Annotated in this window: 19 protein-coding genes; 6 read left to right on the top strand and 13 right to left on the bottom strand. The window is 65.3% G+C overall.

All coding sequences use genetic code 11. The features are described from left to right. Positions 1–8: 8 nt before the first annotated feature. The gene (locus EPN33_11660) at positions 9–593 is read right to left on the bottom strand and encodes a hypothetical protein (GenBank protein ID TAN21278.1); all 585 of its coding nucleotides are present in this window, start codon (positions 591–593) and stop codon (positions 9–11) included. Positions 594–1,030: 437 nt separating this feature from the next. On the opposite strand from EPN33_11660, the gene EPN33_11655 reads away from it, so the two are divergent. Next, positions 1,031–5,095, top strand: a complete 4,065-nt coding sequence (locus EPN33_11655) for a choice-of-anchor D domain-containing protein (GenBank protein TAN21277.1) — start codon at positions 1,031–1,033, stop codon at positions 5,093–5,095. Here EPN33_11655 and murJ read toward each other — a convergent pair. The 4 genes from murJ to EPN33_11635 form a co-directional block, all read right to left on the bottom strand. Then, the gene (gene murJ / locus EPN33_11650; GenBank protein ID TAN21276.1) at positions 5,028–6,611 is read right to left on the bottom strand and encodes a murein biosynthesis integral membrane protein MurJ; all 1,584 of its coding nucleotides are present in this window, start codon (positions 6,609–6,611) and stop codon (positions 5,028–5,030) included. The genes EPN33_11655 and murJ overlap by 68 nt on opposite strands. Before the next feature lie 181 nt (positions 6,612–6,792). Next, complete coding sequence (locus EPN33_11645) at positions 6,793–8,112, bottom strand: DoxX family protein (GenBank protein TAN21275.1); 1,320 nt, start codon at positions 8,110–8,112, stop codon at positions 6,793–6,795. Positions 8,113–8,137: 25 nt separating this feature from the next. Continuing rightward, a complete protein-coding gene (locus tag EPN33_11640; protein ID TAN21274.1) occupies positions 8,138–10,672 on the bottom strand; it encodes an FtsX-like permease family protein in 2,535 nt (844 codons plus the stop codon). Positions 10,673–10,675: 3 nt separating this feature from the next. Beyond that, positions 10,676–11,005, bottom strand: coding sequence for a PadR family transcriptional regulator (locus EPN33_11635; GenBank protein TAN21273.1), 330 nt, complete (start codon positions 11,003–11,005; stop codon positions 10,676–10,678). Positions 11,006–11,054: 49 nt separating this feature from the next. Here EPN33_11635 and EPN33_11630 point away from each other — a divergent pair, with 49 nt between their 5' ends. The 3 genes from EPN33_11630 to EPN33_11620 all read left to right on the top strand — a co-directional run bounded on the left by EPN33_11630 (position 11,055) and on the right by EPN33_11620 (position 14,456). Next, positions 11,055–11,876 carry an ABC transporter ATP-binding protein gene (locus tag EPN33_11630; GenBank protein TAN21272.1) on the top strand — a complete coding sequence of 274 codons (822 nt, stop codon included), beginning with the start codon at positions 11,055–11,057 and terminating at the stop codon, positions 11,874–11,876. Continuing rightward, positions 11,864–13,528, top strand: coding sequence for a hypothetical protein (locus EPN33_11625; protein ID TAN21271.1), 1,665 nt, complete (start codon positions 11,864–11,866; stop codon positions 13,526–13,528). Before EPN33_11630 ends, EPN33_11625 begins: the two co-directional genes overlap by 13 nt. Before the next feature lie 85 nt (positions 13,529–13,613). Then, positions 13,614–14,456 carry an ABC transporter substrate-binding protein gene (locus EPN33_11620; protein ID TAN21270.1) on the top strand — a complete coding sequence of 281 codons (843 nt, stop codon included), beginning with the start codon at positions 13,614–13,616 and terminating at the stop codon, positions 14,454–14,456. Here the strand turns inward: EPN33_11620 and EPN33_11615 are convergent. The 8 genes from EPN33_11615 to EPN33_11580 all read right to left on the bottom strand — a co-directional run bounded on the left by EPN33_11615 (position 14,453) and on the right by EPN33_11580 (position 21,458). After that, positions 14,453–14,890, bottom strand: a complete 438-nt coding sequence (locus EPN33_11615; protein ID TAN21269.1) for a PIN domain-containing protein — start codon at positions 14,888–14,890, stop codon at positions 14,453–14,455. The two genes, EPN33_11620 and EPN33_11615, sit on opposite strands and share 4 nt — an antisense overlap. Continuing rightward, positions 14,887–15,198, bottom strand: coding sequence for an AbrB/MazE/SpoVT family DNA-binding domain-containing protein (locus EPN33_11610; protein TAN21268.1), 312 nt, complete (start codon positions 15,196–15,198; stop codon positions 14,887–14,889). The genes EPN33_11615 and EPN33_11610 overlap by 4 nt, the downstream gene beginning before the upstream one ends. Before the next feature lie 30 nt (positions 15,199–15,228). Continuing rightward, positions 15,229–15,669 carry a hypothetical protein gene (locus EPN33_11605; protein TAN21267.1) on the bottom strand — a complete coding sequence of 147 codons (441 nt, stop codon included), beginning with the start codon at positions 15,667–15,669 and terminating at the stop codon, positions 15,229–15,231. A gap of 245 nt (positions 15,670–15,914) precedes the next feature. Then, positions 15,915–17,477 (bottom strand): DHA2 family efflux MFS transporter permease subunit, encoded by a 1,563-nt coding sequence (locus EPN33_11600; GenBank protein TAN21266.1) that lies wholly within the window; start codon positions 17,475–17,477, stop codon positions 15,915–15,917. A 60-nt stretch (positions 17,478–17,537) separates the two neighbouring features. Further along, positions 17,538–18,848 (bottom strand): HlyD family secretion protein, encoded by a 1,311-nt coding sequence (locus tag EPN33_11595; protein ID TAN21265.1) that lies wholly within the window; start codon positions 18,846–18,848, stop codon positions 17,538–17,540. 8 nt (positions 18,849–18,856) lie between these two features. Next, positions 18,857–20,359: a TolC family protein gene (locus EPN33_11590; protein TAN21264.1), complete on the bottom strand. Its 1,503-nt coding sequence runs from the start codon at positions 20,357–20,359 to the stop codon at positions 18,857–18,859. After that, entirely contained in the window at positions 20,280–20,909 is a 630-nt protein-coding gene (locus tag EPN33_11585) for a TetR/AcrR family transcriptional regulator (GenBank protein TAN21263.1), read from the bottom strand. The genes EPN33_11590 and EPN33_11585 overlap by 80 nt, the downstream gene beginning before the upstream one ends. Positions 20,910–20,987: 78 nt before the next feature. Continuing rightward, positions 20,988–21,458 (bottom strand): methylated-DNA--[protein]-cysteine S-methyltransferase, encoded by a 471-nt coding sequence (locus EPN33_11580; protein ID TAN21262.1) that lies wholly within the window; start codon positions 21,456–21,458, stop codon positions 20,988–20,990. Positions 21,459–21,491: 33 nt separating this feature from the next. Here EPN33_11580 and EPN33_11575 point away from each other — a divergent pair, with 33 nt between their 5' ends. Together EPN33_11575 and arsM are read left to right on the top strand one after the other, a co-directional pair. After that, on the top strand, positions 21,492–21,833 hold the full coding sequence (locus EPN33_11575) for a transcriptional regulator (GenBank protein ID TAN21261.1): 342 nt from the start codon (positions 21,492–21,494) through the stop codon (positions 21,831–21,833). 14 nt (positions 21,834–21,847) lie between these two features. Further along, on the top strand, positions 21,848–22,666 hold the full coding sequence (gene arsM, locus EPN33_11570; protein ID TAN21260.1) for an arsenite methyltransferase: 819 nt from the start codon (positions 21,848–21,850) through the stop codon (positions 22,664–22,666). Positions 22,667–22,695 lie beyond the last annotated feature (29 nt).

Below are 22,695 nucleotides of genomic sequence, written 5' to 3'. Positions count from 1 at the left end.
GGTTCTCCCTAGGACTTCGCCAAGGCTGCAGGGGCGGCCTGCTGGCGCCAAATCTTGAGCAGCCGCCGGAGCAGCCGCTTCTTGCGGTTTTCTACTTCACTGACGGTGATCGCGAGGCGCGCCGCCAGCTCCTGATTGGTGTAGCCGGGCCAGCCGTCAGGATCGAGCTGCTGGGCGGCGAGCGAGCGCAACTCGGGTTCGTCGCCTAATTGTGCGAGCACGCGTTCGCGCTGCTGCGTGCGCTCGAGGCGGACATCGGGCCGCAACTGGGGCGCGGCCAGGGCGTCGAGATCGTCGGCGCCGGTGGTGCTGCGGTGCAGGCCGCCGCGCTTGAGGTCGAGAAAATCATGCCAAAGGACGGTTTTGAGGTAACTGAGTACCGGGCCGCGGCTGGGTTCCCAGCGCACGCGGGTGTCGGTGGGATCGAAGTGGCGGGTCAGGACATCCATGGCCAGGTCCTCGGGCCCTTTGCCGGAGGCGCGCAAGACGGGTTCGGCGGCCGCTTGGGGAAAACAGCCAAAAAGGCCATAGGCATACAGCGTTAAGCGCTGCAGCAGCTCGCCGGCGTCCGTTTCGCTGGTTGGGCTCAGCATGAGTTCACTCCCTGAATGCGAATACGTAACCGTGGCTTTTCCAGTTTGGCCGAAATTGGCGCGCCACTTTTTGGCCTGGTTGCCGCCGTTGGTCGCTGGCGCCCGGGGATCCGTGGCTCGCCACTATTTGCCCTGGTCCCGATGGTCGCTTGGAGTGCGGGTTTCGGTTCCCGGCAGGGTCCGCCCGCTGACGCTCAGGGCTCCTCCAAGCTGCCGCCATCAGAGCTGCCACCAAATGACGATTGTGGCGCATTTGGCGGCGGGCGGACCGGCTACGGTGAGCGCGGGCCAGACGGCGAGTTTCACAATCACAATGCCGCCGGTGATGCTGGCACGAACGCGGTGGCGATGGCGCGACAATTGCGAAAGTGGCGCCACGCGGCAGGGGCTTTCGGTGGGTTGTATCTGAGGTTCTACTCTGATAATCTCGCAGCCTGATGAGTGGGAAGTATCAGTGTGCGATTTACCTGGCACTGGTTGCGACGGCCTTTGCACAAGCGCCCCGACGGATTCGGAGCGCGGTCGATCTGCGGCAGACGGTACGACTGCCAGGCAACACGGTTTGGCGCGCGCACGCCGCAATAGATGAAGGCGCCGCGCCGCCGGATCTGGAGCTGCAGCACATGCTGCTGCTGCTGCGACGCTCGCCGACGCAGGAAGTAGCGCTGCGGCAATTGCTGGCGGCGCAACGCACGGCGGGTTCGCCGGAATACCATCACGGGCTGACGCCGCAACAATTTGGGGAGCAGTTTGGGCCGGCGGCGAGCGACATTGCGACGGTGGAGCAGTGGCTGGAGAAGCAGGGCTTTACGGTCAATGACGTGTCGCCGGGCGGGTTGGTGATTGACTTCAGCGGCACCGCGGCGAGCGTGCGGCAAGGGCTGCACACCACGATGCATCGTTACCGGGCGGAGCAGCCGGGCGGAACCATGCGGCAGTATTGGGCGAACGCCACGGATCCGGCGATTCCGGCGGCGCTGGCGCCGGTGGTGGCGGGGGTGGTATCGCTGAACAATTTCGTATCGCGGCCGGCGATTCAGGTTTTGGGTCAAGGCGAGGGCCATGTGGCGACGGTGCTGGATCCGTCGCCCGAGTTGGATTTCACGTACAACGGCACAAATCTGCATGCGCTGGTTCCGGGTGACTTCAACACGATTTACAACATCAGTCCTGTACTTGCGCAGGGTGTGAATGGAAACCAGGAAACGATTGCGATCGTAGCGCGCTCGGAAATCACTCCGAGCGACGTCAGCGATTTCCGGAACCTGTTTCAGCCGGGCGCGACGGGCAGCCTGCACGTGGTGCCGGCCACTGCGAATGCCCCCGGCATCCTTCAGGACGATGGGAACGAGGCCACGCTGGACGCGGAATGGGCGGGCGCAGCCGCGCCCAGCGCGACGGTAGATCTGGTGGTTGCCGACAGCAGCGCTACGACCGACGGCATCGTGCTCTCGGCGCTGTACATTGTCGATCACGATCTGGCGCCGATTCTGACGGCCAGCTACGGATTGTGCGAAGCCCAAATGACGGCGGCGGGGAATGAGTTTTTTAACAGCCTGTGGGAGCAGGCTGCCGCCGAGAGGATTACGGTGCTGGTGAGCGCGGGCGACAACGGGGCTGCGGGATGCGACGACCCGAGCGCCGCCGCCGCGAGCAACGGGCTGGCGGTGAGCGGGTTTGCCTCGACCCCTTACGACACGGCGGTGGGCGGGACACAGTTTAACGAAGGCAGCAGCACAACGAGCTACTGGGGAGCGAACCGAACGGCAGATTACTCCTCGGCACTGAGCTATATTCCTGAGCTGCCGTGGGATGAGATCGGCGGTGGTCAGGCCGGCACCGGCATTTCCGCGGGATCGGGCGGTGCCAGCAGCGTGTACGCGCGGCCGTACTGGCAGGTGGCGCCGGGGGTGGCGGCGATCAGCGGCGGCATGCGTCTGGTGCCGGACGTTGCGTTTAATTCTTCTGCAGGCCATGACCCCTATGTGATCTGCCTGGGCTTGAGCTGCCAGGTGGCGGCGGACGGCAGCTTCCATTTCTATGTGGTGGGCGGCACGTCGGCCTCGACGCCGTCATTCGCGGGAGTGATGGCGCTGGTGGATCAGAAGAGTGGTAGCGGTAAGGGGCAGGGGCTGGCGAATCCGGTGCTGTACCGGCTGGCGTCGACCTCGGGCGTTTACCACGATGTCACCAGCGGCAGCAATGACGTACCCTGCGTGGCGGGCTCGCCCGACTGCCCCACCAGCGGGGAGCTGGGTTTTAACGCCGTGCCCGGCTATGACGAAGCCACCGGGCTGGGATCGCTCAACGTTGCCAATCTGGTGAACGACTGGAGCAGCATCAAATTTGGCGTGAGCCAGACAGCGCTGACGCTCAAGCCGCCGGCGAACGCCACCGTGGGGCAGAGCATTCCGCTGAACATCAGTGTCACCGGGGGAAGTAGCGGCCCGGCGCCTACGGGCACGGTGGATCTGCTAGCGCAATTCAGCGACGGCAGTGAGCAGGCGGTGGGCAGCTTTGCGCTGGGTTCGGGCGGGACGCTGGCGAGCTCGACCGCAGGGCTGCCCGGCGGGACGTATACCGTGGTGGCGAGCTACGAGGGCGACGCCAACTACGGGCCGAGCACGTCAGTGCCGGTGAACGTAACGCTGGCAAAGATTACGCCCACGGTCACCATGGAGTTCTATACCAGCGATCCCGCGAAGCCAGTTTCATCCGTATTCTTTGGGGATCCGGTGGTCGAACAGGTTGTGGTCAGTGGGCCGGCGGGCAGTGCGATCGCCACAGGCAGCGTCACTCTCACGCCGATCGGGCAGGGCTTTCTTCCCGGTAGTTTTTCGCTCGACCCCACCGGCAGTGAGGCGTTCTCGAGTACGCCCTACTCGGCACAGACCTATCAATACACCGCTGCCTATGCTGGCGACAGCAGCTATAATGCGGCAACCTCGGCGCCGGTGACGCTCATCGTCAATCCCAGTCCAACCACGCTGAGCATTAGCGCGGGGGATAACGCGACCATCAACGTTGTGCTGGAGGCCCAGAGTCAGACTGCGCTAGACGAGTTCGTTCAAATTTACAACGGCAGCAGCGCGCTAGTGCCGGTCGAGGTCTCCGGGTCGCAGATTGATGCATCAACCGGTATGGAGCGGGCCGAGGGGACGTTTTCCTTGCCGGAGCTACCCGGGCTCTTGGCTACGATCACGGCGAAGTTCAGCGCACCGAACTTCGTGGCGAGTACCTCGAATGTGCTTACAGTGCCGACGCCGGCTAACCCAGTCTTCAGCCCCACGCAGCTCACGTTCCCTCCAGAGCCATATGGGCAGTCAAGCCCAACGCAGACGGCCACGCTCACCAACCAAGGCGCGTTGTCGCTTGCGCTCAAGCCCTTCTCCTCCACGGTGCCCTTTACGGTCAGCTCGGATTGCCCGGCCACGTTGGCGAGCGGCAAGAGCTGCACCGTCACCGCGTCCTTTGCACCGACGCCTTCCAGCGCGCCGGACCCGACTGTGACCGTGTCGTTTGGGGTAACGGGGCCCGACGGCGACTCTCTCGGTGGCCTTGGCCTGCAGGGCACAGTGCAGACTTTTAGGCTTTTTGGCGGCGGGAGTACGCCGACGGTCACCCAGGGCCAGAGCGGCACCTATAACATCACCCTAACGCCTTACGGTAGCTTTGCCGCCGAGGTGACGCTTGGCTGCTCCAACTTGCCGCCATTCGTGGCTTGCTCATTTTCCCCAGCCACATTGACCCCGGACGGCAAGAATCCGGCGACGGCAACCCTAACCGTTACGACCAAGGCGCCGCCTACATCGGCAAGCTTTTGGGGTGTAGGTTGGCCGCTGGACTGGCGGCTGCTGTTTGCGCTGGTGGCCTTGGGGGCTGCAGTAGCCGGAGCGATGCTTACCGCGAAACGGCGCCTGCGTGCAGCAGCATGCAGCGGCGGCCTGACGTTAGCTCTCATGTTGCTGGCGGCCTGCGGAGGCTCTCCATCACAGGTAGTTGTGCCGCCACCTCCTCCCCCATCGAATCAAGGCAACGCCACCGGCTGGCTGTCTCCGTCCAGCGTTGGATTCGGCAACGTCGGCGTAGGAGAGACGAGCGCGGCGATCACGGCGATTCTGTACAGTACCGGCAGCGCGCCACTCCAGATCAGCGGGATCTCATTCAGTTCCGGAAATGCAGCGGACTTTCATGAGACGAATGACTGCGGCAGCTCGGTCGCGCAGAATGCAACCTGCAAGATTTCGGTGACGTTCTCGCCAGGCCAGGCGGCCGCTGAGCAAACCCGGCTGACCATTGCAGCCAGCGCGCCGATTAACAATATCGACTTGAGCGGGACGGGCGTAACCAGCACCCCGCCCGGTTTCTACACGATCACCGTGACGGGGACGAGTCCTGGCGAACCGGCTATAACGACCCCCGCCTACCTCAACGTTACCGCGCCCGCAGCAGCCGGCGGAGGGCGCGGAGTTCAGGAACGCGCATCGCCCAGGCGGCGCTGAGGTAGACGGCGCCGTAGAGGCCGAGCACCAGGATAGCGGTGGACCAGGTGCCCCAGTGCGGCAGGGCGCGCAGCAGGGCGCGGCCGGCGATGGCGGCGGCGATGGCGGCGGAGGCGATTTTCGCCAGAAACAGCCGCGAGACGCGCGGGGCCTGAATGCGGCGGCGCAGGCCACGGCGGAGGAGCGTCATTTCGACCCAGGCGGCAATGCCGGCCGCGAGCGTCAGGCCGGCGACGCCCCACTTGGCGTTGATGCCCAGCCAGCCAGGCAGCCAGAAGGCGGCGATGACGCCCAGCACCGTCGTCAGCGAGACGCGGACCATGGCGTAGTTGAGCGGGCTGCGGGTGTCGCGCAGGGCGTAATAGGTCGACGAATACAGGCGGCCCAGGCCGGATGCGACCAGGCCGACACTGGCGCCGGCGAGCGTACCCCAGACCCAAAGGACGTCGCTGGAGCCAAAGGCGCCGGTGCGGTAGATGGCGGCAACGATGACGTCGCCAAGCGCAAGGAACGCGACCGCGGAGGGCACCACGAGAAATGCAATCTGACGCAGGCCGAAACCCAGACGCTGGCGTAGTTGCGCTTCGGCATCTTCGCCCGCGACCACGCCGGACATGGCGGGCAGTTCGACTGCCGAAACCGACATGCCGAACAGGCTGATGGGCAGCAGATAGAGCGTCTGCGAATAGGCCAGCGTGGCCATGGCTCCGGTGGGCAGCCAGCTCGCCAGCCAGGCGTCGATGTAGGCGCTGATCTGAATGACGCCGCGGCCGGCAAACACCGGCGCGGCGTTGCGGATGACTTCGCGGATGTGCTGGGCGCGATAGTTCAGCGAGAGGCGGAGCTGGCCCAAAATTTTATGGACGGCGGGCCACTGGATGGCGACCTGCAAGCCGCTGCCGACGACGGCGCCGAGCGCGGTCCATTCCGCCAAGTCAAAGCGGCCATAGCGCCAGCCGAACAGGACCATGGCGGCGATGATGGCGCCGTTCCAGATTACCGGCGCGGCGTAGGACAGGAAGAAGCGGCGATGGCTGTTGAGCACGCCCAAGCACCAGGCCGAAATCACCAGCAGGCCGGCGCCCGGAAATAAAATTCGCACCAGGCGGATCGTCAGCAGACGCGTGGTGCCGCGGAAGCCAGCGGCGATGAGGTCGATCAGCCAGGGCGCAGCGACCACGCCGATGGCGACGAAGATGGCGGTGCCCAAGGCGAGGATGGCGAGAATGCCGCCGGCGAGACGGCGGGCTTCCTCTTCATCGCCCTTGGCCATGAGGCCGATGTAGACGGGAATAAAGGACGCCGAAAGCACGCCTTCACCAAACAGGTTTTGCAGTAGGTTGGGAATGCGGAAGGCAGCCTTGAAGGCATCGGCGGCAGCGGAGTTGCCGAAGAAGTAGGCGAAGACGCGCTCGCGCACGAGGCCCGAGAGCCGGCTGAGCAGAATGCCGGAACCGGCGAGCGCCGCCGAGCGCCGTGCGGGGAAACGCTCTGCTTGGGTTGCGCCCTGAGGCATGCGCTTTCAGTATGCGGTAGAAAAGAAGTGGCTAGTGGTTAGTGGCTAGTGGTTAGCCGCTCAGCGGTTGAAGGGAGAGTCTTGCGACATTGCTTGGCGCGGGCCCCCTGCGCGGCTGCGCCGCGCGTCCCGCTTTGCTCGCGCCCGGCCGGGGGCCCGTCGCCCCGGCCAGGCGCTGCGCTTAGCGGTCGAAGGGAGCGTCTTGCACCCAGTGGAAGCCGCGGCTGACGAGGCGGAAGCTGGAGCGGGGGATGAGCTGCAAGGAGACCTGGAGGCGCGCGTTGTCCAGGGTTCCGGTGAGGAAGAGCTGGTCGGGTGTGGGGTGGCGGAAGGTGAACTGGGCGGGCGGGCCTTGGGGTGGGGTGAGGGCGAGGGTGCCGGCGGCGGTGTTGAGTGCGGCTTTGTAGCTCTCGAAGTTGCCGGGCATGGTTTGCACCATCAGGCGGTTGGCGGAGACAAAGAACACATGCTGCCAGCGCTGAGCATCGGTGACGAGCGGCGGGCGGGGCTGGTTGTTGAGGGTGAAGGTTTCGACTTGCCAGAGGCCGGCGAGGGGCGATTGCGGCGGGCGGGACTGGAACGTTTTAACCCCCATCCAGACGTTGCCGAGAATCAAGAACAGTGCCATCACGACCTGTACGCCGAGAGCGATGCGGTTGGCGCGGCGGCTGCGGCAGAGCTCGAAGTGGCGTGAGGGCGCGACGGGACGGTTGCGCACGACGGCGTCCCAGAGGCGCTGAGCTTCGGGGGCCAGCACCAGCACGGAGAGGAGAATCAGCGTGCCGGAAAGGATCTTTACCGGCACGTCGTAGGTCATGTTGAGCAGGAAGACCTGGGTAGCGTCGGCGAGCGCGATGAGGGCGCCGAGGATAGCGGTGCGCGGAAACAGCAGCAGCGCGCCACCGAGAAATTCGGCGCAGCCGGCGAAAAATTCGTAGCCGGGCGCGGCGCCGATCGAAGCCCAGAGAACACCCATGGGCGAGAAGCTGCCGTAGGGCTCGAGCAGGCGGTGATAGCCAGGCGGGGACATCTGCAGCGGAAAGATTTTGACGATGCCGTAGGTGAGCAGCGTGGCGCCCAGGGCGAAGCGCACGACTACGCGGAACCAGCGGAACAGCTTGGTGTACTGTTCGCGCTTGCGGTCGAGAACGGACCAGACGAACGTGGCGGCCAGCGCCAGCACGAAGATCAGGGCCAGCTCGACCCAGTCGTAATGGCGATCGCCGCTGCCGGTCTCGCGCGTGAGCATGTGAGCGAGGTGAAAGACGTGGGTCCCGATCCAAGTGATAACGGCGCGCGCGGGCGAGGTCATGTCCAGCTCGAAGGCACCGTTGTCGTTGGTGGTGACGAAGAGCAGCGAAGTCAGCATCTGCGTCAGCAGGATGTAGAGGCCGAAGTAGACGAAGCAGAAGCGGAAGGCGATGCGCGTTGCCAGACGCCAGCGCGGGGTGGAGGGGGCGATGCCGGTGGGCGGCGCGGCAGCAAGCGGTTCAGTGGCCATAGGCAGAGTATCGGGCCACAGTTTACTATTCGCAGCGGAGGGTTTCGGCAGCGTCGATGCGGAGGGCGCGGCGTGCGGGAAGGAAGCTGGCGAGCAGACCGGCGGCGAGCAGGGCCGCGCCGGCAAGCAGCCAGGTCAGCGGGTCGAAAGCGCTGACGCCGAACAGCAGGCTGGAGATGTAGCGCGACAGAAACCAGCACAGCAGCCAGCCGGCGGCGATCCCTGCGGCGAGCACGGCCAGGTTCTGGCCGAGCACCATGCGGATGACGGCGCGGCTGTCGGCGCCGAGGGCCATGCGAACCCCGATTTCGCGCCGGCGCTGGCGCACCTGAAAGGCGAGCACACCATAGAGGCCGACGAGCGCCAGCAGCCAGGCGAGGAGAGCGAAGAGCGTCAGCAGCAGGGCGCGGAACCTGGGCTGCGCCAAGGCGGCTGCGAGCGCCGCGTTGAGGGTGATGGGCTGGCTTGCAACGAGATTGGCGCTCGCCCTTGGGAGTAGCGCTTCGAGCGCCTGTGCGATGGCGGCGGGCGGCAGCGGCGAGCGAACGAGAAACTCCACCTCGTCGAAATTGCCGTAGTAGGGGAAGTACACCTGCGACCGGCTGCCCGCGGCCAGATCGTCGTTGTCGCGCGTGTTGCCGGCGACGCCGATGATCACGTCGGAGTCATCTCCTTGGGCAAGGCTTCGGCCGAGAACGGAGGCAGGTGGCTGGCCAGGCCAGAATTGTGCCGCCAGAGCAGCGTTCACGACCACGGGCATCGACTTGCCCGGGAATTGACTCTCTTCTGCCGGCGAGAACGAACGGCCCGCGAGCAGGGGAATGCCCATCGCCGCAAAATAGTGTGGGCCGATCTCTATCATGCCCGTGGCGGCGTGGCTCTGGCCGGGTGTGCTGGGCAGGCGCAGAAACGCGCTGTTTTCGGGGGTAAAGGGCAGGTGCACGGTGTAAGTGGCCGCGGTGACACCGGGGAGCGCGCGCACTCGCGCCAGGAGTCGCTGGAAGGTCTGGCTGCGGCGCGGCCAGGCCAGATGCTTGCTTTCCGCCGCCGTGCTGGGTGCGGTGAGACCGATGATGGTCGTCTGGCTCAGAGTGAAACCTGGGTCGGTGTTGAGCAGATTGCTGAAGCTGCGGACCAGAAGCGTGCCGCCGGTCAGCAGAACAAGTGTGAGCGCGATTTCGGCGATCACGAGCCCTTGGCGCAGGCGCTGTGTGTGTGAATCTCTGACGCTCGTGCGGGCGAAGCGCAGCGCCGGCGCCAGCGCGCAGATCAATCCGGCGGCGAGACCCACGGCGGCGGCAAACCCTAACGTCGCTGGATCGAGCTGCACGGCGTCGAGACGGGGAATGTTTTCGGGTCCCAGTCGCGCCAGGCGGAGCAGCAGCCACGCCAGCCCGGCCCCGGCTGTTGCACCCGCCAGCGCCAGCCACAGGCCCTCGGCCAGAAGAAGCGAGGCCAGCCGCAGGCGGCCCGCGCCCAAGGCGCGCCGCAACGCGAATTCCTGGTGGCGCGCCAGGCCGCGGCCAAGCAACAAGTTCGTAGTGTTGGCACAGGCGATGAGCAAGAGGCAGACGACGGCGGCAAAGAGCATCCAAAGCGCGGTGCGAGCCTGCGGCCGGGCGAGCTGCTCCATGGGCGGCACGAGCGCCAGACCGTCTGCACCCCAGGAATGAAGCGCGCGCGCCTGGCGCTGGGCGATGACGGCGATGGCTGCCTGCGCTTGTGATCGGGCTTGCGCCAAGGGCACGCTGTCCGGTAGGCGCGCGATAACCTGGCCGGTCGCGTCCGGTCCGGGGGTGCCCGCGATCCAGACGGACGTGTACGGCGGGTACGCCTTGCCGGGTGGCAGCACCCCGGCGATGGCGTAGAGCCTGCGGCCAATGCGGATGGTTCTGCCGATGACTGCGCGCGAACTGCCCAACTGTGTGTGCCAGAAGCGATCGCTGACGAGAGCGTCCTGCCCGCTTGCGCTGAAGCCGTGCCCCACTTCAGGCCGCACGCGCAAGGTTGCCAGCAGGCGCGGCGAAGCGGCCGAGACGTAAGCGTCGCGCGCTGTGCCGTCGACCACGACCGCGTCGTCGTCGTAGCCCACGATACCGACGCTGGTGAAGGCGCGGCTCCTGCTGAGCGCCTGCAGGACTTGTGTGGGCAGATTTACGATGAGGCGGCGCTTGCCCTGCCAGGATTCGTACATACGCACGCTCACCAGGCGCGCGGCGCCAGGATAGGGCAGCGGATCGAGCACCACGGTGCGGACTACGCTGAACATGGCGGTGGTGGCGCCGATGCCGAGGGCGAGAGTGAGCACGGCGACGGCGGCGAAGCCGCGGGCGCGCCAGAGGGAGCGGCGGGCGAAGCCGATATCGCGCAGCAGCTCGTCGAGCCAGACGTGCACATCGGCGGCGCGGGTGCGCTCGCGCAGGGCGAGATCGTTGCCGAGGCGGCGATTCGCGCCCGTGGACCGGTTGGCTTCTTCGAGCATGGCAGCGTGGGTGGCGAGTTCCTCGGCGATGTCGCGGACGAGACGGTTGCGGCGGAACAGGTTCCAGTAGCGGCGCATGGCTTAGGCCTCCAGAAACGACGTCACGGCGCCCGCGGTCTGGCGCCAGCCGGCGCGCTGGCGCTCGAGCTCGCGGCGGCCGGCGGGGCGGAGGCGGTAGTAGCGTGCCCGGCGCTTGTTCGCGGTAACGCCCCAGGTGGAGGCGATCCAGTCCTGCTGCTCCATGCGGTGCAGCGCCGGATAGAGTGAGCCTTCTTCGACGCGCAGCAGATCGTTGGAGGCCGCCAGGATATGCTCGGCGATGCCGAAGCCATGCATGCCGTCTTTGGGCGCACGCTCGAGGGTTTTGAGAACGAGCAGTTCGAGGGCCCCCTGTAGCGTTTCATTCCCCATAGCCAGCTATGGTATCAGGCGCTGAGCAACGGCGTGCTACATTTTGGGGATGGATGAGGCGGTTGCGGTCGCAACGAATGCCCTGACGCGGACGTTTGGGACCTTTACGGCGGTGGACAATGTGACGCTGGCAGTCGCACCGGGGCAGTTTTTTGGGTTTCTGGGGCCGAATGGCGCGGGCAAATCGACCACGATCAAGATGCTGACGGGACTGCTGGCGCCGAGCAGCGGCGGGGTGAGCATTCTGGGGCTGGATCTGTTTAGCCATCCGGTTGAGGTCAAAAGGCAGATTGGAGTGGTGCCGGAAGGGATGGCGCTGTTCAGCCGGCTGACGGGGGCGGAATATCTAAACTTCGTCGGCCGCATGTACGGGCTCGACCGGGTGACGGCGGCGCGGCGGTCGGGCGAACTGCTGGAGTTCATGCAGCTTACCGACGCGGGACGCAAACTGATTGCCGATTACTCGCACGGCATGCAGAAGAAGCTGGCGCTGGCGGCGGCGGTGATTCACGGGCCGAAGGTGCTGTTTCTGGATGAGCCGTTCGAGGGCGTGGACGCGGTGGCAGCGATGACGCTCAAGACCATGCTGCAAAACATGATTGCGCGCGGGGCGACGATATTTTTGACCAGCCATGTGCTGGAAATTGTCGAGCGCCTGTGCAGTCACGTGGCCATCATTCATCACGGCAAGCTCGTGGCGCAGGGATCGCTCGAGCAATTGCGGCAAGGCGTAGCGGCGGAAGCGGTGGCGGCCGGCGAAGGCGGCGAAGCCGCAGGAGCGGCAGCGGAGCGGCTGACGCTGGAGCAGATTTTTCTGCGGATTGTGGGTTCGGGGCAAGGAGTGACGCAGGAGTTGTCGTGGCTGAGCTGACCGCAGCGGCGCCGCTGCGGCTGCAAGATCAACTCCGCGCCATTCTGGGGGTGCGCTGGCAGCTCATGATGAACGGGATGCGGACCACGCGCGGGGCGCTGGAGGCGATTTCGCACGCGTGGGCGGGCATCTGGTTCACGATTCTGGGGGTGGGCGGGGCGATCGGGTTCGCTATTGGCGGCTGGCACTTCGTTCACAATGGCGAGGCCATCTGGCTGGGGATGCTGCTGTGGCCGCTGTTTCTGTTCTGGCAGATTTTTCCGCTGGCAGCGACGGCGTTCGCCGACCATCCCGACCTGAGCCACCTGACCCGCTATCCGCTGAATTTCCGGGCCTACAGCTTTGTGCGCGTGCTGTATGGCTCCTTCGATGTGGCCAATCTGGTGGGCGCGTTGTGCACGCTGGGGCTGATGATCGGCGTCACTATCGCGCGGCCTCGGCTGGCGGCGCCGGCGATTCTGGCCGGGCTGCTGTATGTCGCCTTCAATCTGCTGCTGACACAGATGATTGCCGCCTGGCTGGAGCGATGGCTGGCGAAGCGGCGCACGCGCGAGATGCTGGCGGTGGTGTTTTTCATCGTCATCATCGGGATCGATTTTCTCGGGCCGATCACGCACCGGTTGCGCACGAATGCCGCGGCGGCGGCGCACCTGCCGCTGTTCGTACCATTGGCGTCGTGGCTGCCACCCGGCCTGCCCGCCAAGGTTTTGGCAGCGGGCACGGCGGGGCACGTGCTGCTGAGCATCGGGGCGCTGGTGCTGCTGGCGGTGTGCGCGGCGATTGTGCTGAAGCTGCTGAACCTGCGGCTGCACGCGGAGTATGCGGGCGAGGTGATCAGCGAGGCCGTGCCGAATGCGCCCGCGCCACGCCGTCCGATGGCGCCGGCGCTGCCGGAGCGGGTGCGGGTGCGCTGGCCGTGCGGCGACACGCCGGCGATGGCGGTGGCGAGCAAAGAGTACGACTACATGCGGCGCAGTCCCTACGTATTTTTTGCACTGGCCATGCCGCTGGCACTGATGGTGCTCTTTATGCTCGGAGGCTCCAGCGGCGCCCGTAGCGATCAGTTCTGGAGCACGTACGCCTTTCCCTTCGGTCTCGCCTATGCGGTGATGACGCTAATGAATCTGGTGTATAACGTCTGCGGCGCCGATGCCGGCGGGGTGCAGCTCTACTTTATGGCACCGGTGCGGTTCGGCGAGATCCTGGCAGGAAAAAACCTGGTGTACGCGGTACTGCTGGCGATTGAGGGGGTGCTGCTGTACATCGTGGCGCGGTTGCTGCACTATCGGCCGACGGCGTTCATGCTGACGGCGGCGGTGCTGGGCTACGTGTTCCTCGCGATCTGCAGCTTCACCGCCGGGAATCTGGTATCGCTGTATCTGCCCAAGAAGATGGATATCGGACGCATGGGGCGGCACGCGGCACGGGGTGTGAGCAGCATGATGGCGATGGCGATTGAAGCGGTGGCGATCGCGCTGGTGGTGCTGGCGGTGGTGGTGGCGAAAGGACTGCGTCAGCCGGAAGTGGGACTGCTGGCACTGGTGATTTTGACGGTGCTGGCGGCGATGGCCTATCGGCAGGTGCTGGAGCAGACGGACCACATCGCGCTGGCACGGCGGGAAACACTGATCACGGAGCTGACGAAGACCTAGAGCGGCCCCGTGGTAAAATCAGAGTTCGTGCTTCCATCCCCGGATTGGAAGCGCTTGCGCCTGGCGTATCGCCGCGCCCATTCGTATGAAGAAGACCCCGCAAGAAATTTCTGTCGCCCACAGCCCCGACTCCGACGATGCCTTCATGTTCTACGCGCTGGCGACCCACAAAGTGGGGTTGCCGGGAGTGAAGTTCAAGCACGTGCTGAGCGATATCGAGGACCTGAACCGGCGCGCGCTGGCGCAGGAGTTTGACGTGACCGCGGTCAGCTTTCACGCCTATCCCTATTTGCAGGACAACTACCGGCTGCTGAACCACGGCGGCAGCGTGGGGTACGGCTATGGGCCGATGATTGTGGCGGCGCGGCCGATCACGCCGGAAGAAGTGCGCGGCAAGACCATCGCGATCGCGGGCGAGCGTACGACTTCGGCGCTGGTGCTGCGGTTGTGGCATCCGGAAGTGAAGACGACGGTGATTCCGTTTGATCAGATCATTCCGGCGATTGTGGAGGGGCGGGTTGAGGCAGGACTGCTGATTCACGAGGGCCAGCTCACCTACTCGGCCTCGGGGCTGCACAAGGTGCTCGATCTGGGGCGCTGGTGGCTGGACAGCACCCAATTGCCGCTGCCGCTGGGAGGCAACGTGGTGCGGCGGGCACTGCCGAAGGAGTTCGCCGCGGAGCTCTCGACGGTGTTGAAGGCTTCAATTCAATACGGCCTCGAGCACCGGGACGAGGCGCTGGCCTACGCGCACCAGTTCGCGCGCGATATGGACGACCATCTGGCGGATCAGTTTGTGGGCATGTACGTGAACGAGCGGACGCTGCGCTACGGCGAGGACGACAAGCGCGCCATCGCGGAGCTGCTGCGGCGCGGGCACGCCGCGGGCATGATTCCGCACGAACCCAAGCTCGATTTTCTGGATTAGGCGCGGCCCGGCACGCAGATTGCGAACCAATCGGCGTGGCGTTCGAAGTGGCGCGGGTTGAAGGTCAGCAAGGTGTCGGCCTTGGCCTTGCGCGCGCAAGCGGCAATCAGCTCATCGTAAATGCGCCCGCCGCCGATGCCGTCACGGGCGCAGGAGGCAAGCGTCGCCAGCCATTCGCCGGCATCCAGAGCGACAGTTGGAAACCGTTTCCAGACCAGCTCGAGTGCGTCCCAGGTTTCTGTGGGCGGGCTGCGGTGCGCGGGCGGCAGGCGCGTCAGAACCGAATACGCCTCCGACCAGCAGTGGACAGCCATGACAGGCTGCTCGTCCGCTCCGATGCGGCGCTGCCATTCCGCGTTCGCAGCCGCATGCAGATCCTGCCACGGCCGGATCATCGCGATCATGACGTTGGTGTCCGGCAGGAAGCGGCTCATGCGGGGGAGCGCGGCCGGCCTGTTCGAGGGCCCGTCGGGCGCCTCCGCGGCATGCGCCCGCGTTCGTTACGGATGCGCGCGAGCGTGCGGTTTACGATGTCCGCGGTGAGCGGAGGGACCGGGCGGTCCGGGACCATAACGGTCACTCCATCACGGACCTCGGTATGCCAGTGGGCGACGCGCGGGGAGAGTACGACGCGGCCGTCGTCGACTTCCACTTCAATCTCGGTGCCCGGTCCAAACTCTGCCTCCTCGCGGATAGCCTTGGGGATGACGATTCTTCCGGCAGCATCAATGGTAGTCGTCATGGTAGTGATTTTACCATTGGGCGCAGGGCGTCAGTGGGCGGCGCCAGCGCCGGGCTTGGCACCGGTGCGGGGTTTGCGCATGAGCCAGAGGAGGGGGATACCGGCAAAGAAGATGATGCCGAAGGCACGGACGTCGATGTAGCTGGCGTAGGCGGCCTGCTGCTGGACGGTTCCGTAAAGCAGGCCGGTGGCGATGTGCTGCGCGTCGGCAGGGTTGACGCCGTGGCCGATGAGCAGCCCCTGCATGTGTGCGAGCGCCTCCTGCACAGCCCGGGTCGCTCCCGATGGTCGCTTGGAGTGCGGGCTTCGATTCCCGGCAGGGTCCGCCCGCTGGCGCTCAGGGCTCCTCCAAGCTGCCGCCACGGGAATCGAAGGCGCGGCTGAGGAGATAGCCGGCGCGACGACGATGCCCATGCCCCGGGCGGCCATGGTGTTGCCGCGTTGCTCCAGGGGAAATTCCTCCAGCAGCACGGCCTGGGAGAGGGGCTGCAGGCCGCCGCCGGTGGTGCCCTGCAGAATGCGGCAGGTAATCAGGAAGGGCGGTTGGGCGCGAGGCCGCAGAGGACGCTGGAGACGGTAAAGCCGGTGACGACGGTGAGCAGCAGGCGCTTACGGCCGATATGGTTCGACAGCCAGCCGGTGATGGGCAGCACGATGGCGATGGCGACCAACCAGGGATTAATGGCGGGGCGCTGGTCCATAGTGGATGCCGTACCTCAGTGCATGGACACCGATCGGCCGTGCGACGGGCGCTTCATCAGCATGACCAGCGGCACCATCAGCACGAAGATGATGGCAAGCAGATAAAAGACCTCGATGTAGCTGAGCATCACGGCCTGCTTGACGACCATGCCGTAGACGGCGCCCAGCGCCTGGTGGGAGGCGGTGGCGGCATCCATGCCGCGGATGACCAGCATGTGGGTGAAGTTCTGCAGCATGGCGTGCAACGTCGGGCTGGCGCTGGTGATCTGCGCCGTCAGGCGGCTCTGGTGAAATTGCGAGCGGCGGGCGACGAGCATGGTCGCCACGCTGATGCCGGCGCTGGCCCCCAGATTGCGCGTGAGATTGAACAGGCTGGTGGCGTTGCCCATGTCCTTGAGGGGAATGGCGTCCATGGTGACGGTGGTGAGCGGCACGAAGATGAAGGCCATGCCGCCGCCCTGAATGATCTGCGGAAAGAAAAACGACCAGGGGCCGGTGGCCAGGTTGTAGAAGGAGAACTGGTAGGTCCCCAGCGCCGCCGCCAGCAGCCCGAAGGTCAGCAGCAGCCGCGGATCCCAGCGCCTCGACATCAGGATGCCGACAATGGGCATGAAGACCAGCGCGCCGATGCCGCGCGGGGCGGTCCATAGGCCGGCCGTGATGGCGCTATAGCCGAGCAGCACCTGCATGAACAGCGGCAGCAGCACCAGGCTGCCGTAGAGCACGAAACCCAGCGTCGTCATCAGGAACACGCCGGTGGCGTAGGTGCGGTCCTTGAAGACCCGTAGATGTACGATGGGGTCTTTGACGGTCAGTTCCCAGACGACGAAGCCGGCCAGCATGACGAAGGCGATGATGGCCAGTGCGACGATGAAATGCGAGCCGAACCAGTCGGCCTCCTGTCCCTTGTCGAGCATGATCTGCAGGCAGGCGATGCCCACCGCCATCATGCCCAGTCCCCAGCCATCCACGCGGCTGCGGCTCGGCTTGATGTAGGAGGGGTCGAACAGGAACATCCGGGTCATGATGATGCTGGCGATGCCGATGGGCAGATTGATGTAAAAGACCCAGCGCCAGGAGTACATGTCGGTCAAATAGCCGCCCAGCGTGGGACCGAGAATGGGCGCCACGACGATGCCCAGACCCCAGAAGGCCATCGCCTTGCCGCGGTCCTGGGGCGGGAACGACTCCAGCAGCACGGCCTGCGAAATCGGCTGTAGCGCGCCGCCGAAGGCGCCCTGCAGGCAGCGGAACAGCACCAGCAGCGGCAGCGAGGGCGCCAAACCGCACAACAGGCTGGCGACGGTGAAACCGGCGACGGCGGTGATGAGCAACCGCTTGCGGCCGAACTGGTTGGCCAGCCAGCCGGTGATGGGCAGGACGATGGCGTTAGCCACCAGATAGCTGGTCAGCACCCAGGTCGCTTCGTCCACCGTGGCCGACAGGCCGCCGGCGATGTAGGGCAGGCTGACGTTCACCACCGAGGTGTCCAGCACCTCCAGAAAGGTGCTGAGCATCACCGTGATAGCGATGATCCAGGGGTTGATGATGGGATGGGTGGCCTGATCGCGGGTCATGAAGCTGGTAGCTGATGAAGCTGGTAGCTAGTAGCTCGTAGCTGGTAGGAACTACGGGAGCTATTTGTTGGTGAAGACGGTGGCTTCGACCGACAAGCCGGGGCGGAGGCGGCTCAGGTCCTGACGCGGGTCGAAGACGATCTTGACGGGAACGCGCTGGACGACCTTGACGTAGTTGCCGGTGGCGTTTTCCGGTGGCAGGAGGCTGAAGACGGAGCCGGTTCCGGGGCCGATGGAATTGACGGTGCCGTGCAAGATTTCGCCGTAGGCATCGATGCTGACATCGGCTTTCTGGCCGGGGTGCATGTCTTTGAGCTGGGTCTCCTTGTAGTTGGCGACGACCCAGACGTTTCTGACGGGGACGATGACCAGGACGGTTTGGCCGGGCGCAAGGCGCTGGCCGAGCTGCACGGTTTTGTTGCCGACCTGGCCCTCACTGGGGGAGCGCACGACGGTGTAGTCGACGTTGAGCTGCGCCAGCGCCACGGCGGCTTCGGCCTGGGCGACTTTAGCCTGGGCGGTCTTGGATTGGGCGCGACTGACGGCCTGCTGCTGGGGAGCGGTGGCGGCTTTGCGCTCGTTGGCGGCGGCTTCGGCCACGGCGGCACGGGCGACGTTTTCTTTGGCGACGGCGCTGGCGACCTGCTGTTGCGCGGCGGTGACCTGGGCCTGGGCGGCGGCGACACCAGCCTGCTCGGCGGTGGCGGCGGTTTGCGCCTGCTGGTATTGCAGGGCGCTGATTTCCTGCTTGCCCACGAGTTGGGCGTAGCGGCGCTCGGTGGAGACGGCGTTGCCGGCCTGCGCCTGGGCCTGCTGTAACGTGGCCTGCGCGGCCTTGACCTGGGCATCGGCGGCAGCCACCTGCGCTGCCGTGAGCTTTTCGTTGGCCTGTGCCTGCTCGGTCGCGGCCTGGGCGGCGCTGAGGGTGCCGCTGCTGCTGGCGGTGGTGATGGGGATGTTGGTGCGGGCGCTGGAGGCGCCAGCTTCGGCGGCCTGGAGGTTGGCGTCGGCCTGCTGGAGCTCCGCCTTGTAGACGCGGTCGTCCAACTGGAACAGGACCTGACCGGCGTGAACCCTCTCGTTGTCGTTCACGTTGACGGAGATCACGGTGCCGGCGACGCGGGGAGCGACGGGCTCGATGTGGGCGGTGATCTGGGCGTCGTCGGTGGAGACGCGGTTGCGATAGTAAAAATACGCCCAGATGACGCCGGCGACAATGATGACGACCACAATGCCGAGGATGTGTTTGGTTTGCGGGCGCCTGGCCGGCGCGGGAGCTTCCGTGGCTTCGGCCGTGAGGGGCGGGGGGTTAGTGACGGCGGGACTGCTGGGCATCGGCTTTCCTTCTTCCTGACGATTTCCTTCGAGCATGAACTGCCTCAGTGGGTGGGCAGGTAGTTCTGAAATTGGGTGGCTGCCACGCCCAGGGCCTGGGCGAGCGAGGCCTTGGCGAGGTTATAGCCATAGAGGGCGGCGATATAGTTTTCGTCACCCACGGCGACGGTTTGCTGGGCCTGGATGACTTCGAGGTTGTCGGCGACGCCCGCGCGGAAGCGGTCCTGCGCCAAGGTCAGCTCCTGGTGGGCCAACTGCTGCGCATGCTGGGCCACAGCGACCTGCTGGTGCTGGCTTTCGAGATCGAGCAGGGCAGAGCGCACCTGGACGCCGATGGCGGCCTGCAAATCTGCTGTGCGCGCCTCAGCGTCGCGCAACTGCGCTTGCGCGCGGATGCGCTCAGCGGCGATTTGGCCGCCGGCAAAAACGGGCAGGTTGATGGAGGCGCCGACGGCAAAGATGGGGTGGTTGGAATCGAGCTCGTGACCGATGGTGCCGTAGCTACCGTCGAGGGAGACAGTGGGCAGCCGTCCGGCTTTAGCCGAAGCAACCAGCAGTTGGGCCGAGCGCACGACCTGCTGGGAGGCGCGATAGTCGGGCCGGGTGGCAAGCGCCTCGGCAACCGCGGCGGCGGGCGCAGGCGCGGGCAGCGTGGCAAACGGAGTGGTGCTGGTGAGCACGAATTTCTGCGCCAGCGGCAGGCCAATGGCCCGCGCCAGGGAGAGCCGCTGCTTGGCGAGGGCATTCTGCTGCGCGGTCAATTGCTGCTGCTGCTGATCACGCTGTACCTGAGCGCGCACGACGGAGAGCTTGTCCACGACTCCGGCCGCAAGCATGTCTTGAGCCTGCTGTAGGGCGCTTTGGGCGGTGGCGAGCTCGGCCTGCGCGGCCTGCACGCGGCTCTGATCGGCCACGCTCAGCAGGTACTGATTGGCGACGGCGAGGACGACAAGATTGCGCACGGATTGATAGTCATCGTGAGCGGCTTTTTCGAGGCTGGAGGCGGCGCGGGTGCTGTCGAGGGCGCTGAGGTCGAGAAGGGGCACGTGGGCCGCGGCGCTTGCCTGGAAGACATTGAAGGGACCGATGATTTGCGGGGCGCCGGGGAAACTGAAACCAAAGGCGGCGAGATTGATTTTTTGCCGGACTTCACTGGCGCTGGCGTCGACGCGGGGCAGTAGGGCCGCCATTTGCGCAATGCGCTGCGCCCGCGCCTGCTCACTCATGTTACTGGCCAGCAAGGGCGCGAGATTTTGGCGCAGGCCGCGCGTGATCGCATCGGCCAGACTCAATCGCAGCGGGGTGGAGCTGAGCGTGCCGGCGGGAACGCCGCCGGCGGCATCGGTCTGGGTGAGAGCGGGCAAGGGCAGTTGCAGTGGCGGCACCTGATTGGGATGCGCCGGAGGCAGGCCCTGGGCGGCCAGGAATGTGGTGGCCAGAGCCACGGTTGCGAAAACGCCAACGGCCTTACTCATGTTTGTTTTCCTTGCGCACGCCTGCCCAGAACAGTTCAAAAACAAATTGGGCGCCATCGAAGGCGGTGTCATCGGTGAGACCCGGCACGCCGGAGAAGCGCATCAAAAAAACGCCTTTGACCATCTCCATGAGGGCCAGGGCGGTTTCCATTGGCGGCAGGCGACGCAATTCGCCAGCTTCCATGCCGTCGCGCAACACACCTGCGAGCAGTTCCGCGCCTTCCGTGTAGAGATCGTGCGTGGGGCCACCTTTGTTGCGGCAGAAATGCCCGAATTCAGTTACGTACATGCGGACGAAAGCCGCATCGCTGCGGAACAGGTCATATCGCACTTGCAGCACCGCGCGGATTTTCGCCTCGGCCCCCTGCGCGCTTGCGACCGCCTGCTTTGTGAGCTCGAGAGCGTCACGCAGCCGCGACAAAAGGGCAGCCCAGAAGATCTCCTCTTTGCTGTCGTAGTAGAGGTAGAGGGTGCCTTTGGCCACACCCGCTTCCGAGGCTATTGCATCAACGGTCGCAGCTCCAAAGCCGCGTTCGCCGAAGACCTTGCGCGCGGCCGCTAAAATCTCAGCTTCGCGGAATTCGGTGAGGGCCTGACGGCGGGTTTTGCCTGCAACAGTCATTATACTGACCAGTCAGTCAAATGAATACACCAGTAGTGTAGCATGCCAACCGGTTGTTGGCTCAACATTTAGAAATTTTTATTGGGCGGCTTCGAGAGCCAGCAATTGAGCCTTGATATCGAGGCGAGTGGGACCGGAATATCCAGTCAGGCTGCCGTCGCTGCCCAGGACGCGATGGCAGGGAACAACGATGGGAATGGGGTTCGCGCGATTGGCTCCGCCGACGGCGCGAAAGGCTTTGGGCTTGCCGACCTTGCGGGCTACATCGGCGTAGCTGACGGTCTTGCCATACGGGATGCGCACAAGGGCGCGCCAGACAGAGCGCTGGAAGTCGGTGCCATGCCAGTCCAGTTTGAGGTCGAACTGTTGGCGGCGGCCGGCAAAATACTCGCGCAACTGGCGGGCTACGGCGGCGGTCTGGCGGGGATTGTCGGTAGCGCCGGGAGTGGACACGTCGCCGAAATGGATTTCGCGCAGGCCCTGCCCGGAAACCACGAGGGTCAGCGGACCGACGGGGGAATCCATGACCGTGCGGAAAAGTTTTTCCATGCGCTCAGTGTAGCGCGTGGTATATTTCTGTAAATGCAGAAGTACAGAGATGTGGACGTCACGCGCATTGCTGACCAGTTTACGGCGCTGGGGGCGGAAGCACGGCTGCGGATTCTGCGGCTGCTGCTGAGCGCGCATCCGGCCGGCATGGTGGTGGGGGATGTGGCGGCGGAGCTGGGAATACCGAGCTCGACGTTATCGCACCATCTTGAGAAGCTGAAGCACGAAGACCTGGTGCGCGTCCGGCGCGAGGGCACTTACCTTTGGTACTCGGCGAATTCGGAGGCGCTGCAGGAGCTGCTGCAGTTCCTGTACGCCGAATGCTGCACCAGAAACAAGGCGGTAGAGCCGCAAGCCGTTGTCTGCTGCAAGTAAACAAGGAGACACGCATGAATACCGAACTGAAAGAGGCTGTGAAGGCGAAATATGGCGAAGCTGCGCAGCGCGCGGCGAAGGGCGCAGGCAGCAGTTGCTGCGGACCGTCGGGGTGCTGCGGCGGGGGCGACCCGATCACTGTCGACCTGTACGGGGCCAGTGAATCGGGCGAAGTGCCGGAGGGAGCGATGCGGGCGTCCTTGGGCTGCGGCAATCCGACGGCGCTAGCCGAGCTGAAGGCTGGAGAAACGGTGCTGGATCTGGGATCGGGAGGCGGCATCGACGTATTGCTCTCGGCCCGGCGGGTGGGACCGGCAGGGAAGGCGTACGGGCTGGACATGACGGACGCAATGCTGGCGCTGGCGGAAGAGAATAAACGCCAGAGCGGACTGGAAAACGTCGAGTTTCTGCGGGGTGAAATCGAGAATATTCCGCTGCCGGACAACAGCGTGGACGTGATTATTTCCAACTGCGTGGTGAACCTGTCAGGCGATAAAGACCGCGTGCTGCAGGAAGCGTTCCGGGTGCTGAAGCCAGGCGGACGGTTTGCTATTTCCGATGTGGTGGTGCGGGGCGAAGTGCCGGCGGCGATCCGCAAGAGCATGGAGTTGTGGACGGGTTGCATCGCGGGTGCGCTCCGGGACGAGGATTACATCGCCAAACTGCAGCGCGCGGGGTTTGCCGCACCTACGATGGAAGTGACGCGGGTGTACTCGGCGCAGGATGCGGAGGAATTCCTGAGCGGCGATGGGTTCGACCGCGAAGCGGTGGTACGGGAAGTGGAGGGCAAGTTTGTGAGCGCGTTCATCCGTGCCACGAAGCCAGGGAATTGACTAGTGCCGGGCCCCACCCGGCTGCGCCA

This window comes from Acidobacteriota bacterium, assembly GCA_004299485.1.
Taxonomy (GTDB): Bacteria; Acidobacteriota; Terriglobia; order Terriglobales; family SCQP01; genus SCQP01.
Note: the sequence above shows the minus strand (reverse complement) of the source record. Positions and strands in the feature narration are given on the sequence as shown.

What these genes read in the sequence shown, in the direction of transcription:
- EPN33_11615 (TAN21269.1), bottom strand. Translation starts at nt 14,890, where the DNA reads ATGAGCCGCTTCCTGCCGGACACCAACGTCATGATCGCGATGATCCGG.
- EPN33_11635 (TAN21273.1), bottom strand. Translation starts at nt 11,005, where the DNA reads ATGGGGAATGAAACGCTACAGGGGGCCCTCGAACTGCTCGTTCTCAAA.
- EPN33_11575 (TAN21261.1), top strand. Translation starts at nt 21,492, where the DNA reads ATGCAGAAGTACAGAGATGTGGACGTCACGCGCATTGCTGACCAGTTT.
- EPN33_11645 (TAN21275.1), bottom strand. Translation starts at nt 8,112, where the DNA reads ATGGCCACTGAACCGCTTGCTGCCGCGCCGCCCACCGGCATCGCCCCC.
- EPN33_11590 (TAN21264.1), bottom strand. Translation starts at nt 20,359, where the DNA reads ATGACACCGCCTTCGATGGCGCCCAATTTGTTTTTGAACTGTTCTGGG.
- EPN33_11580 (TAN21262.1), bottom strand. Translation starts at nt 21,458, where the DNA reads ATGGAAAAACTTTTCCGCACGGTCATGGATTCCCCCGTCGGTCCGCTG.
- murJ (TAN21276.1), bottom strand. Translation starts at nt 6,611, where the DNA reads ATGCCTCAGGGCGCAACCCAAGCAGAGCGTTTCCCCGCACGGCGCTCG.
- EPN33_11640 (TAN21274.1), bottom strand. Translation starts at nt 10,672, where the DNA reads ATGCGCCGCTACTGGAACCTGTTCCGCCGCAACCGTCTCGTCCGCGAC.
- EPN33_11600 (TAN21266.1), bottom strand. Translation starts at nt 17,477, where the DNA reads ATGACCCGCGATCAGGCCACCCATCCCATCATCAACCCCTGGATCATC.
- EPN33_11655 (TAN21277.1), top strand. Translation starts at nt 1,031, where the DNA reads ATGAGTGGGAAGTATCAGTGTGCGATTTACCTGGCACTGGTTGCGACG.
- EPN33_11620 (TAN21270.1), top strand. Translation starts at nt 13,614, where the DNA reads ATGAAGAAGACCCCGCAAGAAATTTCTGTCGCCCACAGCCCCGACTCC.
- EPN33_11585 (TAN21263.1), bottom strand. Translation starts at nt 20,909, where the DNA reads ATGACTGTTGCAGGCAAAACCCGCCGTCAGGCCCTCACCGAATTCCGC.
- EPN33_11610 (TAN21268.1), bottom strand. Translation starts at nt 15,198, where the DNA reads ATGACGACTACCATTGATGCTGCCGGAAGAATCGTCATCCCCAAGGCT.
- EPN33_11595 (TAN21265.1), bottom strand. Translation starts at nt 18,848, where the DNA reads ATGCTCGAAGGAAATCGTCAGGAAGAAGGAAAGCCGATGCCCAGCAGT.
- EPN33_11630 (TAN21272.1), top strand. Translation starts at nt 11,055, where the DNA reads ATGGATGAGGCGGTTGCGGTCGCAACGAATGCCCTGACGCGGACGTTT.
- EPN33_11660 (TAN21278.1), bottom strand. Translation starts at nt 593, where the DNA reads ATGCTGAGCCCAACCAGCGAAACGGACGCCGGCGAGCTGCTGCAGCGC.
- arsM (TAN21260.1), top strand. Translation starts at nt 21,848, where the DNA reads ATGAATACCGAACTGAAAGAGGCTGTGAAGGCGAAATATGGCGAAGCT.